Origin of the sequence: Streptomyces sp. NPDC005799 (assembly GCF_040630525.1) — a bacterium.
GTDB lineage: Bacteria > Actinomycetota > Actinomycetes > Streptomycetales > Streptomycetaceae > Streptomyces > Streptomyces griseorubiginosus_B.
On sequence record NZ_JBEXXQ010000034.1, the window covers coordinates 20,932 to 35,888 of the forward strand.

Annotated in this window: 15 protein-coding genes; 7 read left to right on the forward strand and 8 right to left on the reverse strand. The window is 71.8% G+C overall.

The window, feature by feature from the left end; translation table 11 throughout:
* Positions 1-145 precede the first annotated feature (145 nt).
* Positions 146-538, reverse strand: a complete 393-nt coding sequence (locus ABZ453_RS29825; protein ID WP_359019577.1) for an ankyrin repeat domain-containing protein — start codon at positions 536-538, stop codon at positions 146-148.
* A gap of 258 nt (positions 539-796) precedes the next feature.
* Here ABZ453_RS29825 and ABZ453_RS29830 point away from each other — a divergent pair, with 258 nt between their 5' ends.
* Together ABZ453_RS29830 and ABZ453_RS29835 are read left to right on the forward strand one after the other, a co-directional pair.
* A complete protein-coding gene (locus ABZ453_RS29830; protein WP_359019579.1) occupies positions 797-991 on the forward strand; it encodes a hypothetical protein in 195 nt (64 codons plus the stop codon).
* A 40-nt stretch (positions 992-1,031) separates the two neighbouring features.
* The gene (locus ABZ453_RS29835; protein ID WP_359019581.1) at positions 1,032-2,639 is read left to right on the forward strand and encodes a hypothetical protein; all 1,608 of its coding nucleotides are present in this window, start codon (positions 1,032-1,034) and stop codon (positions 2,637-2,639) included.
* 78 nt (positions 2,640-2,717) lie between these two features.
* On the opposite strand, the gene ABZ453_RS29840 is transcribed toward ABZ453_RS29835, so the two are convergent.
* On the reverse strand, positions 2,718-4,217 hold the full coding sequence (locus ABZ453_RS29840; protein ID WP_359019583.1) for a PLP-dependent aminotransferase family protein: 1,500 nt from the start codon (positions 4,215-4,217) through the stop codon (positions 2,718-2,720).
* Positions 4,218-4,316: 99 nt separating this feature from the next.
* Here ABZ453_RS29840 and ABZ453_RS29845 point away from each other — a divergent pair, with 99 nt between their 5' ends.
* The 4 genes from ABZ453_RS29845 to ABZ453_RS29860 all read left to right on the forward strand — a co-directional run bounded on the left by ABZ453_RS29845 (position 4,317) and on the right by ABZ453_RS29860 (position 7,798).
* On the forward strand, positions 4,317-4,988 hold the full coding sequence (locus ABZ453_RS29845) for a hypothetical protein (RefSeq protein WP_359019585.1): 672 nt from the start codon (positions 4,317-4,319) through the stop codon (positions 4,986-4,988).
* A complete protein-coding gene (locus tag ABZ453_RS29850; RefSeq protein ID WP_359019587.1) occupies positions 4,985-5,761 on the forward strand; it encodes a glycerophosphodiester phosphodiesterase in 777 nt (258 codons plus the stop codon). Before ABZ453_RS29845 ends, ABZ453_RS29850 begins: the two co-directional genes overlap by 4 nt.
* A 60-nt stretch (positions 5,762-5,821) precedes the next feature.
* Entirely contained in the window at positions 5,822-7,156 is a 1,335-nt protein-coding gene (locus tag ABZ453_RS29855) for an MFS transporter (RefSeq protein ID WP_359019589.1), read from the forward strand.
* A gap of 267 nt (positions 7,157-7,423) precedes the next feature.
* Positions 7,424-7,798, forward strand: a complete 375-nt coding sequence (locus tag ABZ453_RS29860) for an RNA polymerase-binding protein RbpA (RefSeq protein WP_003977404.1) — start codon at positions 7,424-7,426, stop codon at positions 7,796-7,798.
* Between the two features lie 101 nt (positions 7,799-7,899).
* On the opposite strand, the gene fxsA is transcribed toward ABZ453_RS29860, so the two are convergent.
* The 4 genes from fxsA to ABZ453_RS29880 form a co-directional block, all read right to left on the reverse strand.
* Positions 7,900-8,460: an FxsA family membrane protein gene (gene fxsA / locus ABZ453_RS29865; RefSeq protein WP_359019591.1), complete on the reverse strand. Its 561-nt coding sequence runs from the start codon at positions 8,458-8,460 to the stop codon at positions 7,900-7,902.
* A gap of 80 nt (positions 8,461-8,540) precedes the next feature.
* The gene (locus tag ABZ453_RS29870; protein WP_359019593.1) at positions 8,541-9,335 is read right to left on the reverse strand and encodes a polyprenol monophosphomannose synthase; all 795 of its coding nucleotides are present in this window, start codon (positions 9,333-9,335) and stop codon (positions 8,541-8,543) included.
* Between the two features lie 569 nt (positions 9,336-9,904).
* Positions 9,905-11,506, reverse strand: coding sequence for an amidohydrolase (locus ABZ453_RS29875; protein ID WP_359019595.1), 1,602 nt, complete (start codon positions 11,504-11,506; stop codon positions 9,905-9,907).
* Between the two features lie 58 nt (positions 11,507-11,564).
* The gene (locus ABZ453_RS29880; protein ID WP_020138156.1) at positions 11,565-12,005 is read right to left on the reverse strand and encodes an Lrp/AsnC family transcriptional regulator; all 441 of its coding nucleotides are present in this window, start codon (positions 12,003-12,005) and stop codon (positions 11,565-11,567) included.
* Between the two features lie 268 nt (positions 12,006-12,273).
* Here ABZ453_RS29880 and ABZ453_RS29885 point away from each other — a divergent pair, with 268 nt between their 5' ends.
* Positions 12,274-12,711, forward strand: coding sequence for a hypothetical protein (locus tag ABZ453_RS29885; protein WP_359019597.1), 438 nt, complete (start codon positions 12,274-12,276; stop codon positions 12,709-12,711).
* A gap of 10 nt (positions 12,712-12,721) precedes the next feature.
* On the opposite strand, the gene ABZ453_RS29890 is transcribed toward ABZ453_RS29885, so the two are convergent.
* Together ABZ453_RS29890 and ABZ453_RS29895 are read right to left on the reverse strand one after the other, a co-directional pair.
* Positions 12,722-13,834, reverse strand: coding sequence for a phosphotransferase family protein (locus tag ABZ453_RS29890; protein ID WP_359019599.1), 1,113 nt, complete (start codon positions 13,832-13,834; stop codon positions 12,722-12,724).
* 13 nt (positions 13,835-13,847) lie between these two features.
* Positions 13,848-14,948, reverse strand: a complete 1,101-nt coding sequence (locus ABZ453_RS29895) for a hypothetical protein (RefSeq protein ID WP_359019601.1) — start codon at positions 14,946-14,948, stop codon at positions 13,848-13,850.
* Between the last annotated feature and the right edge of the window lie 9 nt (positions 14,949-14,957).

A 14,957-nucleotide genomic window follows, 5' to 3' on the forward strand; every position in this document is an offset into this window, starting at 1 on the left:
CGGTGCGGCAACCTCTGCCTGGCCATCGCGTCCGTGAATCACGACGTCATGATGACTCGGCACTTCGACCTGCCGCGACCGAAATTTCGGCGGCCCTGTACCGCCTCCCCCGTTTTCTTTGTTTTCGCTGGTCAGAACGTGCGTATCAGTGTGCGCCGAACAATTCGAGCAGATCTGTCTTGCCGAACATGCGGGCCGTGTCGACGGCCGACGGAGTCCCCAGGGAGGGGTCGGCGCCCCCCGCCAGAAGAACCTTGATCACGTCCGTCTCACCCTTGAAGACGGCGCCGGCGAGCGGGGTCTGACCCCGGTCGTTGACCTCGTCGGCGGGGGCGCCCCGGTCGAGCAGCGCGCGGACCGCCTCGGCGTGACCGTGATAGGCGGCGAGCATCACGAGCGAGTCCCCCCGGTCGTTGGTGAGGCTGGCCGGAACACCCGCGTCGACGTACGCCACGAGCGCATCGGTGCGCCCCTGCCGGGCCAGATCGAAGATCTTGGTCGCCAGCTCCACGACCGTGGGGTCGGGGGCTTCAGTCATCGGCCGGACCGCCTCTCATACAACCGTTCAGGTGAATCGCAAGGGTACTGGTTGGCGCCGCACATGACCCGATGCGCCGGAGGTAAAGATCAGCACAGACCCGGTCGGACGCAAGTGTCCTGCTCACCGGCCCGGAAGAGCTCGGCCGGTCGGGGGAAATCCGACGAATTTCACCCATTTGCACCTTTTATCGTATGGATACATTCTGTGATCCTGGAAGTACTCATGGTGACTGTCCCCACGAACCAGGAGATCCCAATGATCCTGTCCATCTCAGGTGTGGTCCTGCTCGGCATCGTCGTCTTCCTCTTCTTCCGCAAGGACGGCCTGAAGGCGTCGCACGCGCTGATCTCGGCCCTCTTCGGCTTCTACCTCGCGAGCACGGCGATCGCCCCGAGCATCAAGGCCGGCGGCGAGAGCCTGGCCAGCCTGCTCGGCGGCATCAGGTTCTGACGCCGCCCGTCCCGTCCGTACGCACCATCAGGAGACAGCCGTGGCCCGCCGCCCCCTCCCCCGCATCCTGAGCACAGGCAGCGCGCAGATCGCCAAGAGCCGGGAGCTGGCCCGGACGGCGGCCGACAGCGCCACCGACGTGCTCCATCCGCTGATCACGATCACGCGCGGTCTGCGCCGGCTGGCGGGGGCCGGGCGGCGCAGATGGGCCGAGACCCCCAAGGACAAGCGCGGACCGCTGCTGTTCCTGGTGGCGTCGGTGGTCCTGGTCGTGGCGCTCGTGCCGTACGGCCCGCTGCTCGCCGCCATCGTCGTGATGGCGGCGGCGGCCTGGCAGGGCCGCGACCGCAAACCGCCCGCTCCGGACGGCCCCGACGAGTCGCAGACGGAGCGCCTCAAGTCGCTCTACGAGGCCCTGGTCCCCTACTTCTCGACCCCGGAGGACCCCACCCCCCTCTACGCCCACGGCGGCGCGTGGGAGAAGGCCTTCCCGACGTACGAGTTCGACGAGTCCGGCCGGGTCACCGAGCTCGTGATCCGCTACCCCGCCTACTTCCCGGACGGCGAGCCCGAGGCCCGCGCGCGGATCGAGCAGCTGCTGCACGCCAAGTCGGGCCGCGGCCGCGAGTACCGCTTCGCCTGGGACGAGGAGGGCAACCAGCTCACGGTCACCGTCCTGTCCCCGCTGCCCACCGGCCTGTGCGCCCAGCGCTTCGTCACGGCACCGGGCGAGACGGTCCTCGGCTTCACCGACCCCTCCCAGGTCCAGCGCACGCTCCCCCTCACCTACGGTGAGGAGCAGCGCGACGTCCCGCCGGTCGTCTGGCGCACCGGCGTCCGCTCCACCGAGCCGCACCTGCTGGTGATGGGCCAGCCGGGCAGCGGCACCTCGACCCTGCTGCGCTCCGTCGCCCTGCAGGCCCTGCAGCACGGTGACGTCGTGATCGTCGACGGGGGTGGCACCGGCGAGTACGCGTGCCTGACCGGCCGGGACGGTGTGCTCGCCGTCGAGTGCGGGCTGGCCGGGGCGCTGGCCAGCCTCGAATGGGCCGCCACCGAGACGGAGCGCCGCCTGATCGCGGCCAACCGCGCCCGTCAGGCCGGGCACCCGCCGCCGGAGGACACCAAGCGCCCGCTGTGGGTCCTGCTGGACCACCCCACGGCCTTCACCCACCTCGCCGCCGCGGACGGCCGCAAGGACCCGCAGGCCCTGCTCCAGGTCCCGCTCCGGCACGGCCGCGCCGCCAACGTCACGGTGGTGGTGGCCGACCAGTTCGACAACAAGGACACACTGACCGACGCGGTACGGCAGCACACACGCGCGCGTGTCGTGCTCGGACCGGCGACGGCAGGGCAGCTGGAGGCGGTGCTGGGGGCACCGCCGCACACGACGCCGGTCGCCGACGTCCCGCCCGGCCGCGGCTACGCGCGTCTGGGCGCCGGACCGGTGCACCGGCTCCAGGTCCCCGCCACTCCGGACCCCTACGACGACGCCACCAGCGACGCGGACCGTCAGGCGGTGCTGGCCCTCCTGCCCCCGCGGACCGCCCCCGCCGACGCGGAGGGGATGGCGGCCGACGGGATCGAGGCCGAGGTGGTCGAGACGGAACCGGCGGCCGCGAAGGCCGTGGCGGCCGAGACGTCCTAGGGACATGGCGAAGCCGGCGCGGGCGGATGTCATTCGCCCGCGCCGGCGACCCGCCGCCTCAGCCCCGGGCCACCACGGCTACGCGACGAACGTCCTCGGCGTCTCCCCGCCCCCGGACGCCCCCGTCTCCACCAGCTTCGCCGCGGCGGCCAGCCTCACCGCCGCCTCGTCGGCCACCGCACCGCCCACGGTGAACGGCAGCCGCACATACCCCTCGAAGGCACCGTCGACCCCGAAACGCGGCCCGGAGGGGACCCGTACGCCGACCCGCTCCCCCGCCTCCGCCAACCGGGACCCGGACAGACCCCCCGTGCGGACCCACAGCGTCAGCCCGCCCCGGGGCACTTCGAACTCCCAGTCCGGCAGCTCCCGCCGTACCGCCGCGACCAGGGCGTCCCGGTTCTCCCGGGCCTGCTCCCGGCGGATGTCGACGGCCTCGGCCCAGCCTCCCGTGTTGAACAGCCAGTTGACCGCCAGCTGCTCCAGCACCGGCGTTCCCAGATCCGCGTACGCACGCGCGGCGACCAGGCTGCGGATCACATCGGGTGCCGCGCGCACCCAGCCGATGCGCATGCCCGCCCAGAACGCCTTGCTGGCCGAGCCGACGGTGATGACGCTGGACCCGGCCGGGTCGAAGGCGCACACCGGCCGTGGCATCTCGACGTCCTCGTCCAGCCACAGCTCGCTCATCGTCTCGTCCGCGATCAGCACCGTTCCCGCCGACCGGGCCGCCTCCACGAGCTGCCGCCGCTGGTCCTCGCCCGCGAGCGCGCCGGTGGGGTTGTGGAAGTCGGCGACGATGTAGGCGAGCCGCGGTGCCGCGTCGCGCAGCACCTGACGCCAGCGGTCCAGATCCCAGCCCTCGAGCCCTTCGGCCATCGCGACCGGCACCAGCCGCGCCCCCGCCTCCCGCATCAGCTGCAGGATGTTGGCGTACGAGGGCGACTCGACGGCGATGCGCTCGCCGCGGCCCGCGAAGAGATGGCAGATGGCGTCGATGGCGCCCATCGCGCCCGTGGTGACCATGATCTGCTCGGGCATCGTCGGGATCCCGCGCGCGGAGTAGCGGTCGGCGATCATCGAGCGCAGGGCCGGGAGCCCCGCCGGATAGTCGCCGTGGGTGTGGGCGTACGGCGGCAGTTCCTCCAGCGCGCCCTGCACGGCCCGGGTCAGCCAGGGTTCGGGAGCGGGCAGCGCCGCGCAGCCCAGGTCGATCATCGAGCCGAGAGCTTCGGGGGGCAGCGGTTCCAGCCCGCGCGCGGGGAGCGGATTTCCCGCCGGTACGGCCGTCCAGCTGCCCGCGCCACGCCTCGACTCCAGGAAGCCCTCGGTGCGCAGCGCCTCGTAGGCCGCGGCGACCGTCGTACGGCTCACGGACAGGGCGAGGGCCAGTTCGCGCTCCGCGGGCAGACGGGCGGCCACCGGGACGCGGCCCTCCAGCACCAGCAGCCGGATGCCGTCGGCCAGCGCCCGGTAGGCGGGCGGGCGGCGGGTGCCGGGGCCGGCGGGGCGGTCCTGCTGGGAGTTGAGCAGCCGAGCGAGCTGCGCGGCACCCATCGCCGACGTCCAATGGGCCATGGGAATCAGTCCACCTTCCTCGAATTGGCCATGGATGACACTTCCACCCACGCCCCAGGGTGACATGCACCAGGCCACCACGACCACCAGGGGTACGACGTGAGATCCGCGAAGCCCGGTTCCAGCAGCCACCGTCTCGGGCGACGGCTGATCCAGCTCTACGCCGGACTCGTTCTGTACGGCGTGAGTTCCGCGCTGCTCGTCGAGGCGGGCCTGGGGCTGGAGCCCTGGGGCGTGCTGCACCAGGGCCTGGCCCGGCTCACCGGGCTGACGATCGGCGTCGTGTCGATCATCGTGGGCGCGGCGGTGCTGCTCCTGTGGATCCCGCTGCGTCAGCGTCCGGGCCTCGGCACGGTCTCCAACGTCTTCGTCGTCGGGCTCGCCATGGACGGCACCCTCGACCTCGCGCCCGACGTGCGCTCCCTGCTCGTGCGGATCCCGCTCCTCGTGGCCGCCGTCCTGCTCAACGGTGTCGCCACCGGGCTCTACATCTCGGCCCGCTTCGGGCCGGGTCCGCGGGACGGGCTGATGACGGGGCTGCACCGCCGTACCGGACGGTCGATCCGGCTGATGCGGACGGGGATCGAGGTGGCGGTCGTGGCCACCGGATTCGCCCTGGGCGGCACGGTCGGCGTGGGAACGGTCCTGTACGCGCTCTCCATCGGTCCGCTCGCCCAGCTCTTCCTGCGGGTGTTCGACGTCCCCGCGGCATCCGGCGGCAGCACGGTCGTTGCCGAGGGGCAACCGGAGGGGGCGATACTGCGACGGTGACCTCGCGGATACGCCACCCCTATCTCGACCATCCCGGCCCGATCGCCTTCGCCCACCGGGGCGGGGCCGCGGACGGTCTGGAGAACACCGTGCTGCAGTTCCGGCGGGCGGTGGAGACGGGGTACCGGTACATCGAGACCGATGTGCACACCACGGCGGACGGCAGGCTGGTCGCCTTCCACGACGCGACCCTCGATCGGGTGACCGACGGCGCCGGGCGCATAGCCGATCTGCCGTGGAGGGAAGTGAGCCACGCGCGCGTGGCGGGCAAGGAGCCGGTGCCGCTCTTCGAGGAGCTGCTGGAGACCTTCCCCGAGGTGCGCTGGAACGTCGACCTCAAGGCCGAGGCCTCCCTCCACCCCTTCCTGGAGCTCGCCGAGCGCGCGAACGCCTGGGACCGCATCTGTGTCGGCTCCTTCTCCGAGGCCCGGGTGATCCGCGCCCAGCGGCTGGCCGGGCCCCGCCTGGCGACGTCGTACGGCACCCGGGGCGTGCTCAATCTGCGGCTGCGCTCCTGGGGTGTGCCGGCCGCGCTGCGCCGCTCCGCCGTCGCCGCCCAGGTGCCCGAGGCACAGTCCGGCATCCAGGTCGTCGACCACCGCTTCGTCCGCGCCGCCCACGCGCGCGGGCTGCAGGTGCACGTGTGGACCATCAACGAGGCCGATCGGATGCACCGGCTCCTGGACCTGGGAGTCGATGGCATCATGACCGATCACATCGACACGTTGCGCAAGGTCATGGAGGACCGCGGCGTCTGGGTGCCCCACACCTGACACTCCCCGCACCACCGCCCCCCTTGGCACGGCACCTTCGGCGGGGAAGCGAGGGCACGGGTGAGCACCGACACCGTGCGGGCGGAAGCCATCGGCCTGCGGCGCGAGCAGCGCGGCTGGTATTTCTACGACTGGGCCTGCTCCGTCTACTCGACGAGCGTGCTCACCGTGTTCCTGGGCCCCTATCTGACCTCGGTCGCCAAGGCGGCGGCCGACGCCGACGGATACGTCCATCCGCTCGGGATCCCGGTGCGGGCCGGGTCGTTCTTCGCGTACTGCGTGTCCGCGTCCGTGATCGTGTCGATCCTGGTGATGCCGCTGGTGGGCGCCGCCGCCGACCGCACGGGACGCAAGAAGCCGCTGCTGGCCGCCTGCGCCTACGTGGGGGCGGCCGCCACGACCGGGCTGTTCTTCCTGTCCGGGGACCGCTATCTGCTCGGCGGGCTGCTGCTGATCGTCGCCAACTCGTCCGTGGCGGTCTCGATGGTCGTCTACAACTCCTATCTGCCGCAGATCGCCCCGCCCGAGGACCGCGACCGGGTCTCCTCGCGCGGCTGGGCCTTCGGCTACGCGGCCGGTTCGTCGATGCTGATCGTCAACCTGGTGCTGTTCACGGCACACGACTCCTTCGGCCTGACCGAGTCGACGGCCGTCCGCATCTGCCTGGCCTCCGCGGGCCTGTGGTGGGGTGCCTTCACCCTCGTACCGCTCAGGCGGCTGCGCGACCGCCGTACGACCGCCTCCGCACCCGCCGTCCACGGCTGGCGGCAGCTCGCGTCCACCGTCCGGGACATGCGCGCCAAGCCCCTAACGCTCTCCTTCCTGCTCGCCTACCTCATCTACAACGACGGCATCCAGACCGTGATCTCGCAGGCGTCGGTCTACGGCTCCGAGGAACTCGGCCTGAGCCAGTCCACGCTGATCACGGCGGTGCTGATGGTCCAGGTGCTGGCGGTCGCGGGGGCGCTCGGGATGGGGCGGCTGGCGCGGACCCACGGGGCCAAGCGCACCATCCTCGGCTCGCTGGTGGCGTGGACGGTAACGCTGGCGGCCGGCTACTTCCTGCCGGCCGGTGCGCCGGTGTGGTTCTTCGTCCTGGCGGCCGGCATCGGCCTGGTGCTCGGCGGCAGCCAGGCCCTGTCCCGCTCCCTGTTCTCCCATCTGGTCCCGCCGGGCAAGGAGGCCGAGTACTTCTCGGCGTACGAGATGAGCGATCGGGGTATGAGCTGGCTCGGCCCGCTTCTGTTCGGGATCACCTACCAGCTGACTGGAAGTTATCGGGACGCGATCATCTCGCTGGTGGTCTTCTTCGTCATCGGATTCGCCCTGCTCGCGCGGGTTCCGGTGCGGCAGGCGATCAACGACGCGGGCAATCCGGTTCCCGAGAGGATTTAGCGCCGGAGGCGAAAGGGCTGTAGTGTACGCGTTTGGCCTGCCAGGCGTACCGTTACTGCGCGTCAAAGATGACGAAACGCTGGGTCACATCTGCTAGCAGATGTGACAAACCGGGCGACGGTGGGTACAACAAGGGGCGGCTACGACGGCGACGCATGACCCGGAACGGGACTCGGAACGGGAATCTTTACCGCCGACCGGACGTTGACCGGATGACGACGACAGCGACACCTGTCCTGTGGGCGACAAGCCCGGGAGGCACGATTCATGAGTGAGCGAGCTCTTCGCGGCACGCGCCTCGTGGTGACCAGCTACGAGACGGACCGCGGCATCGACCTGGCCCCGCGCCAGGCCGTGGAGTACGCATGCGAGAAGGGGCACCGCTTCGAGATGCCCTTCTCGGTCGAGGCGGAGATCCCGCCGGAGTGGGAGTGCAAGGTCTGCGGGGCCCAGGCACTCCTCGTCGATGGCGACGGCCCGGAAGAGAAGAAGGCCAAGCCCGCGCGTACGCACTGGGACATGCTGATGGAGCGGCGCACCCGCGAGGAACTCGAAGAGGTCCTCGAGGAGCGCCTGGCCGTTCTGCGTTCGGGGGCGATGAACATCGCCGTCCATCCGCGGGACAGCCGCAAGTCGGCCTAGTCCCTCCCAGGGCCGGGCGTACGACAACGAAACACACGACTGCGGGCGCCTTACGTGAGTTCATCACGTAGGGCGCCCGCAGTCGTGCGTCCGCGGAGCGCTCAGCGCGTCAGCGGCGGACGCGGCCCCTGTGGGGCGTCACCGCGCGGCTCGTCGTCCCGCACGACCTCGCCCTGCACGACCTTGCCGTCGGGGCGGTGGATGCGGGCCTGCTGGAAGGCGTCCCCGAAGCTGCCCGTGGCCGCCTCGCGCAGCTTGCGGTCGAAGGTGCGCTCCGCGCTGCGGCTGAGGGCCTTCTGGACCGGCGGAACGAGCAGGAGCAGACCGACCGCGTCCGAGATCAGGCCGGGGATCATGAGCAGCAGACCGCCCAGCATCAGCAGACCGTTGCCACCGCCGCGCTGCGGGGTTCCGCCGCGCTGCAGCGTCTCGTTGAGGTTCTGGAAGGCGCGCCGGCCCGCCTTCTTGATCACCGCGCCGCCGAGCACGAACCCGGCGAGCAGCAGCAGGAACACCACGAACCCGCTCGACGCCCCGGCCACCACGGTCAGCAGCCAGATCTCCAGCACCAGCCAGGCCGCGACACCGAGCGGCAGGAAGGTACGCAGCCGGGAGCGCCGGGGCCGGGCGGGATACGTGGGGGTCGGAGCACCAGTCGTCATGCGTCCAGTGTGCCTGGCCCCGGCTCAGAGCGGGATAAACGAACGATCAGCCGGGCCTGTGAACCGTACACCGGCGGCGATCAGGCCTTCTTCCCGCGGCCCCGGACCCTGGCGACCCGCTCCGAGGCGCCCCACGCGGTGACCCGCCACAGCGCCTCGACGAGGATGTCGCGGCTCATCTTGGAGTCGCCGAGTTCGCGCTCGACGAAGGTGATGGGGACCTCGACGACGTGGTAGCCGGCCTTGACCGCGCGCCGGGCGAGGTCCACCTGGAAGCAGTAGCCCTGCGAGGCGACCTGGTCGAGGCCGAGGCCCTCGAGGGTCTCGCGGCGGAAGGCGCGGTAGCCGCCGGTGATGTCACGCAGCGGCAGATCCAGGGCGAGGCGGGAGTACAGGCTGCCGCCTCGGGAGATGAACTCGCGGGACTTGGGCCAGTTCACCACACGGCCGCCGGGCACCCAGCGGGAGCCGAGGACCAGGTCGGCGCTCTTGAGGGCGGTGAGCAGACGGGGCAGTTCCTCGGGCTGGTGGGAGCCGTCGGCGTCCATCTCGACGACAACGCCGTAGCCGTTGTCCAGGCCCCAGCGGAAGCCCGCGAGGTAGGCGGCGCCCAGGCCCTCCTTGCCCTTGCGGTGCATGACGTGGACGTGGTCGTCCTCGGCGGCCAGCTCGTCGGCGAGCTTGCCGGTGCCGTCAGGGCTGTTGTCGTCGGCCACGAGGACGTGCGCCTCGGGAACGGACTTGCGGACCCGGCCGACGATCTTCTTGATGTTCTCCGCCTCGTTGTAGGTCGGGATGATCACCAAGGCCGTGCCGAGCGGGCCGAACTGCCTCTTGCCGGCCTGTGCCGCGAGGGTTCCGTCGCCGTCGTTCACTGCTGCCCCTTCATGTCCGTACGCAGGACGTCCACCATAGTGGTCTCGGCCTGCGCAGACGCGCCAGGACGTTCGTATGGTGGTGTCGATTCCGCAAGAGTGGGGTAAGAGCGCCCTTTCAGGCCTTTTGCCCCCGTGGCGTCCTCGCATGCCTGGCAGTGACACGCTGCGGATGGGGGCCCGGCGCCCTTCGGGCCGACCTGGGACCCGCTGGCTGCGGATCGACCGAAGCCGTTGTCTACTGAACGACCGGGCCCCACCCGGGTCACACCTCCCCGACCGGCCGGAACGTTCTCTCGCCGCGTCGCGGGCGCTGAGCCTGGCTCCCAGTGGCGGTGCCCCGGTGCGGCACACCGTCCCTGACCCAGCGGCGCCGCGGGCGAGTGCGCGGAAGTTCCCCGGTAGGGCGTCCGGTGGTGGACTCGGCCGAACCTATCGGCCCCGTGCGGCCGCCTGTCAACAGCCGTTTGACCTGCGGCTATTCCATCAACGTCCTGGTCAGCGGGCGGAGGCGCAGGTCGCGCGCCGAGGCCCGGGGCCCCGTTCGGACCCGCGCCGCCCCGGGAAGATCACTCGCCCGGCCGTACGAAGACCGTCCGCCCGCCGACCACCGTGCGCAGACAGACGGGCAGGTCACGGCCCGGGGTGAGATCGGGCAGGCCCGGTGTGCCGGAGCGGGGATCGGTCGACCAGCGCGCGACCCGGTCGTCGGGGGCCTGCACGACCAGTTCGTCGGTACGCCATACGGCGTAGTCGGCCGGCGCGCCCGGGACGAGCACGCCCGCGTCGTCACGGCCGATCGCACGCCAGCCGCCGCGCGTGTGGGCGGTGAAGGCGGCGCGGACCGAGACGCGGTGCTCCGGAGTGCGGTGGAAGGCGGCCGCGCGGACCGTGCCCCACGGATCGAGCGGGGTGACCGGGCTGTCGGACCCGAAGGCGAGGGGCACCCCGGCCCGCAGCAGGGCGGCGAAGGGATTGAGCGTGCGGGCCCGTTCTACGCCCAGCCGCTGGGCGTAGAGGCCGTCCTCGCCGCCCCACAGGGCATCGAAGGCGGGCTGCACCGATGCGGTCAGCCCGAGCTCGGCGAAGGCGGCGATCGTCTCGGGCGTCAGCATCTCGGCGTGCTCGACGCGGTGCCGGGCGGCGCGGATCCGGGCGAGGCCCATCTTCTCGGCGGCGGCCCGGACCCCGTCGACCACGGCGGTCACGGCCGCGTCGCCGATCGCGTGGAAGCCCCCCTGGAGGCCGGCCTCGGTGCAGGCGACGACATGGGCGGCGACGGCGGCCGCGTCCAGGTAGGCGGCGCCCGTGTGGTCGGCGTCGGTGTACGGCCGATGCAGACAGGCGGTGTGGGAGCCGAGGGCGCCGTCGACGAAGAGGTCTCCGGCCGCGCCGACCGCCCCCAGCCCGCGGGCCTTCTCCACGTCCTGTTCGGCCCAGTAGCCGACCACCCGGGAGGTCGGCTCCTCGGCGGCGAGCCGCAGCAGGCCGGTGAAGTCGCCCTCGGAGGAGATCTCGGGCCCACCGCACTCGTGGACCGAGCCGATGCCGAGGGAGGCCGCGTGGGCGAGGGCCGCGCGCTGCGCCCCGGCGCGCTGCCGCGGCGTCACGGCTGCGAACGCGGCCGCGCGGACGGCGTGGTGGGCATCGGCGGTGAGGGGTCCGTCGGGGGCGCCGAACCCGGGGACCATGTCCAGCAGGGCCGTGGTCACCACCGCCGAGTGGACGTCGATCCGGCTCAGATACAGAGGACGTCCGCCGGTGGCCTCGTCCAGCTCCGCCCGCGTCGGCGGCCGTCCACCGGGCCACCGGGAGGCGTCCCAGCCGTGCCCGAGCAGGACGCGGTCCTCGAGCCGACCTGCGGCAAACTCCCGTACGAGAGCGAGGGCCGCCTCCAGCGTGGGCGCGCCGGACAGATCGAGGCCGGTGAGCGCGAGCCCGGTGGAGGTGGTGTGCACATGGGCGTCGGTGAAGGCGGGGGTGACGAGGGCACCGTCGAGATCGACCACGTCGTCGACCCCGTCCGCGAAGGCGTCGGCGGCCCCTTCGGATCCGACCCAGGCGACCTGTCCGGCCTCCACGACCATCGCGGTCGCGAAGGGGTCGGCGGGGCTGTGGACCTCGCCGCGGCGGAGGAGGACGGTGCTGGGCTCGGGGCTGCGCTCGCTCATGGGGACAGTCTCCCGTGCCCCCGCGCGCCCCCTGCACACGGGGGCGGCGCCCGTGCGGTCAGATCCTCGGCGGGCGGGCCTCGTAGGGCGTCGAGAGAACCACCGTCGTCCGCGTGGAGACCCCCGCGAGCGTGCGCAGCCGGGCCAGGAGCTCCTCCAGCTCGTGGGGGGTGGCCACCCGGACCTTGAGGATGTAGTTCTCGTCGCCCGCGACGCTGTGGCAGGCCTCGATCTCGGGAACGCCGGCGAGGCGTTCCGCGATGTCGTCCGGCGCGCTGGGATCGAAGGGTTTCACCGAGATGAAAGCGGTCATGGGCAGCCCGACGGCCTCGGGGTCGACCACCGCGGCATAGCCGCGGATGACGCCACGCTGTTCCAGCCGCCGCACCCGCTGGTGCACGGCCGACGTGGACAGGCCCGTGGCCTTGCCCAGGTCTGTGTAGCTCATCCGCCCGTCCTTGACGAGCAGCTGCACAATCTGACGGTCCAGCTCCTCCATGCGGCAGAACCTACAGTGCGGGTGATCTCCTCGGATACCTGAGCAGCCCAGGTCATACCCGGTTTGTGATGTGGGCGAGAGCGGTCCGTGAGCCGTTCGGGCGACAGACGGTCCGCCGGCGGCACCTGCGAGCGGCATGTGACGAACACCACATACGCCGGGGCATCTCCGTGATGTTCTCGTGATTACCTCCGAGAGCGGACGGGAAGTGCTTGCTGTGGTCGAGGCCGCAGCGCCTTCACGGCCCCAGCCCAAGGGGGAGTTATCCATGCAGAGCCTCAAGCGCCCTGGTCGCACCGCGCCCAAGCGGCTCCACTCGGTCGTCGAGCCCGAGCCGGAGAGCGTCGAACCCGACGCCTACGACGATGAGGAACTCGACGCGTACGACACCTTCGAGATGTACCGGGTGGTCTGCCCGGACTGCGCGCAGCCCATCGCCCTGCTCGCCGACGAGGAGGTCCTGCCTGAGCACGCGCTCTGCGCCTCGCCGTGGAACCCGTTCGGCCTGACGGTCTGCGCCGGTACGGGTCGCAGGGCCGCCGAGGCCCGCTCCGCGGACGACTCCGCCGAGGTCCAGGAGCAGGACACCGCCCTTTTGTTGACGCTCCCTCAGGGGCTCGACTGGCGGACGCAGCCGTTCTCGCACGTCGGCGGCCCGGGCTCGCGCCCGATGCGCGTGCCGGTGATGCGCCGTCAGGCCGCCTGAACCGCCTCGCTCAATCCCAGTAGCTGCCCTGCACCATGGCACGCAGGCTGCCGTGGTGCAGGATCAGTGTGTCCGGATCCGCCGGGACGGCCACCTCGCCGAAGTGCACCTGCCGGTAGGCGATGCGCAGCATCACGATGGCGTGCCGCAGCGCCGCGTACAGGGTGTGGAAGTCCATGTCGCGCGGTGTGTGACCGGTGAGTTCGGCGTAGCGCGCCTCGACGCGGTCGCGGCGCAGGAAGTCCGGCAGACCGCGCTGGCCGAAGGCGACCGTCAGATCCTGGAAGAAGCGGTGCAGGTAGACGGTCCAGCCCAGGTCGACCTCGCGCGGGGCGAGGGCCGCCATCTCCCAGTCGAGGACGGCGACGGGCTCGAAGGCGTCGTAGACGACGTTCCCGATGCGCGCGTCGCCCCAGTTGAGGACCGGCGTGCCCGGATCGTCGGGCCAGAGGTCCTCGAGGCGGTCGAACGCGGCCTCGATCAGCGGTGAGCGGGCGTGTCCGTCCACCACCCAGTCGTAGTAGGCGCGTTGGGCGGTGACATGGCGGCGCAGCGCGTCGCCAGCGCCAGCGCCAGCGCCAGCGCCGGGCAGGGTGAGGAACTCGGCTGCCTCCAGCGGCACTTGGTCGTGCAGGCGGGCCAGGAGTCCGATCGAGGCCGCCTCCAGCCGCTCGCGCTCGGCGTCGCTCGCCGCGTGCAGCCAGTTGCCCTGGTAGGTGTACGGCATCACGTCCGGCGGCACGCGCCCCGCGACCCGCTCCATCACGAAGAACGGCGCCCCGAGCGGCCCCGGGTCCTCCTCCAGCCAAAGCACCTTCGGCACGGGCAGGTCGGTGTGCTCGGCCACGACGCGCATGGTGCGGTACTGGCGCGGCATGTCGTACACCGGGAAGACGGTGTACGCCGCCGGGTCCGCCGCCAGCCTCAACGCGCAGGAGACAACCGGCGGCCGGGGGTGCTCGATGTCGAAGAGCAGGGTCTCGCTGGAGAGTCCGTTGGACTCGGGGACGCTGACGCCGACCGCCTTGGCGCCGGGCAGCCGGGTACCCAGCCAGGCGGTGAGGCGACGGGCGAGCTCCTCCGGGTCCCGGGTGGTGGTGCGGGGGCGGGGTGCCGTGGCCATGTCGTGAACCCCCTTACGGTGCGACCGAGGTGAAGTCCGCGAAGCCGCTCGGGTCGTGCCGCCCGAACGAGCCGTGCTCGAAGACGCCGTAGCCGACCTGCCCGTCGAGCCGGAAGCGCGCCGCGTGGTCGGTGACGCCGTACGCGGCGAGAGGGTGAGGCTCTGTCAGGTCGTACGTACGCCGGTCGGTCCAGCCCCGGCCCTGCCAGGTGCCGTGCTGCCAGTCGTCGGCGGGCGGATAGCCGGCGCCGATCGCGAGCGGGGACGAGGTGAGGATCTCGGCCTCCAGTTCCTGCGGCTTGCGGAGGTCGCCGAGGTGGACGACGGCGCGCTCGGGGTGGCGGGTGCCGGAGCGGTAGGTGATCTCGGGCTGGGGCCAGCCGAGTTGGCGGTCGCGGTGGCCGGGGCGGACGAGGGTGGCGTCGTTGAGGGAGCGGTGGCCGTCGGCGTCCTCCTGGACGATCACCATCAGGAACCGGTCCTCGAAGCGGACCGGACACCACAACCAGTGGAACCCCTCGGTCGGCCGCTCCTCGGCGAACCGGCCGCCCTCCTCCCCCGGTATGGGCCGCACTCCCCAACTGCGGTCCCGGGTGCCGGTCCAACGGGCGGCGCTGACCCGGAACTCCTCGCCGGCCGCCCGGATCACCCCCTCAACGCTGCCCGCCTGCACGAACCGGCGCCCTTCGAGAGTGAGCCGGTCGCCGCGGCGCTGGACGTGGTGGGGCTCCCACAGGGCCGGGAAGTCGGCGGTCCAGGTGAGGTCGTACGACAACGCCTCGTCGTCGCTGAACAGCCGGAGCCTGCACAGCGGTTGCTCGACCTCGATGCGCAGCGGTCCGACGGCGAGCCGCATCCGGTCCTCGCCCAGCGCGTCGGACGCCCGTACCGCGTGGACCGTGTCCCCCACCCGCAAGGTCGCGTAGGCGTCGATCACGCCGACGTTCGGGTACACGCCGAGGCCGGCGATCAGCAGGGCGCGGCCCTCGTGGTCCAGGACGTGGAAGATGCAGCGGTCGTAGGCGTTGCGGTCCCCGGTGGCCACGTGCCGCATGGACAGGGGGACCTGGTGCACGGGGTACTCGTCGAGCGGCACGGGACGGTCGTCGGCCATGCCAAACCT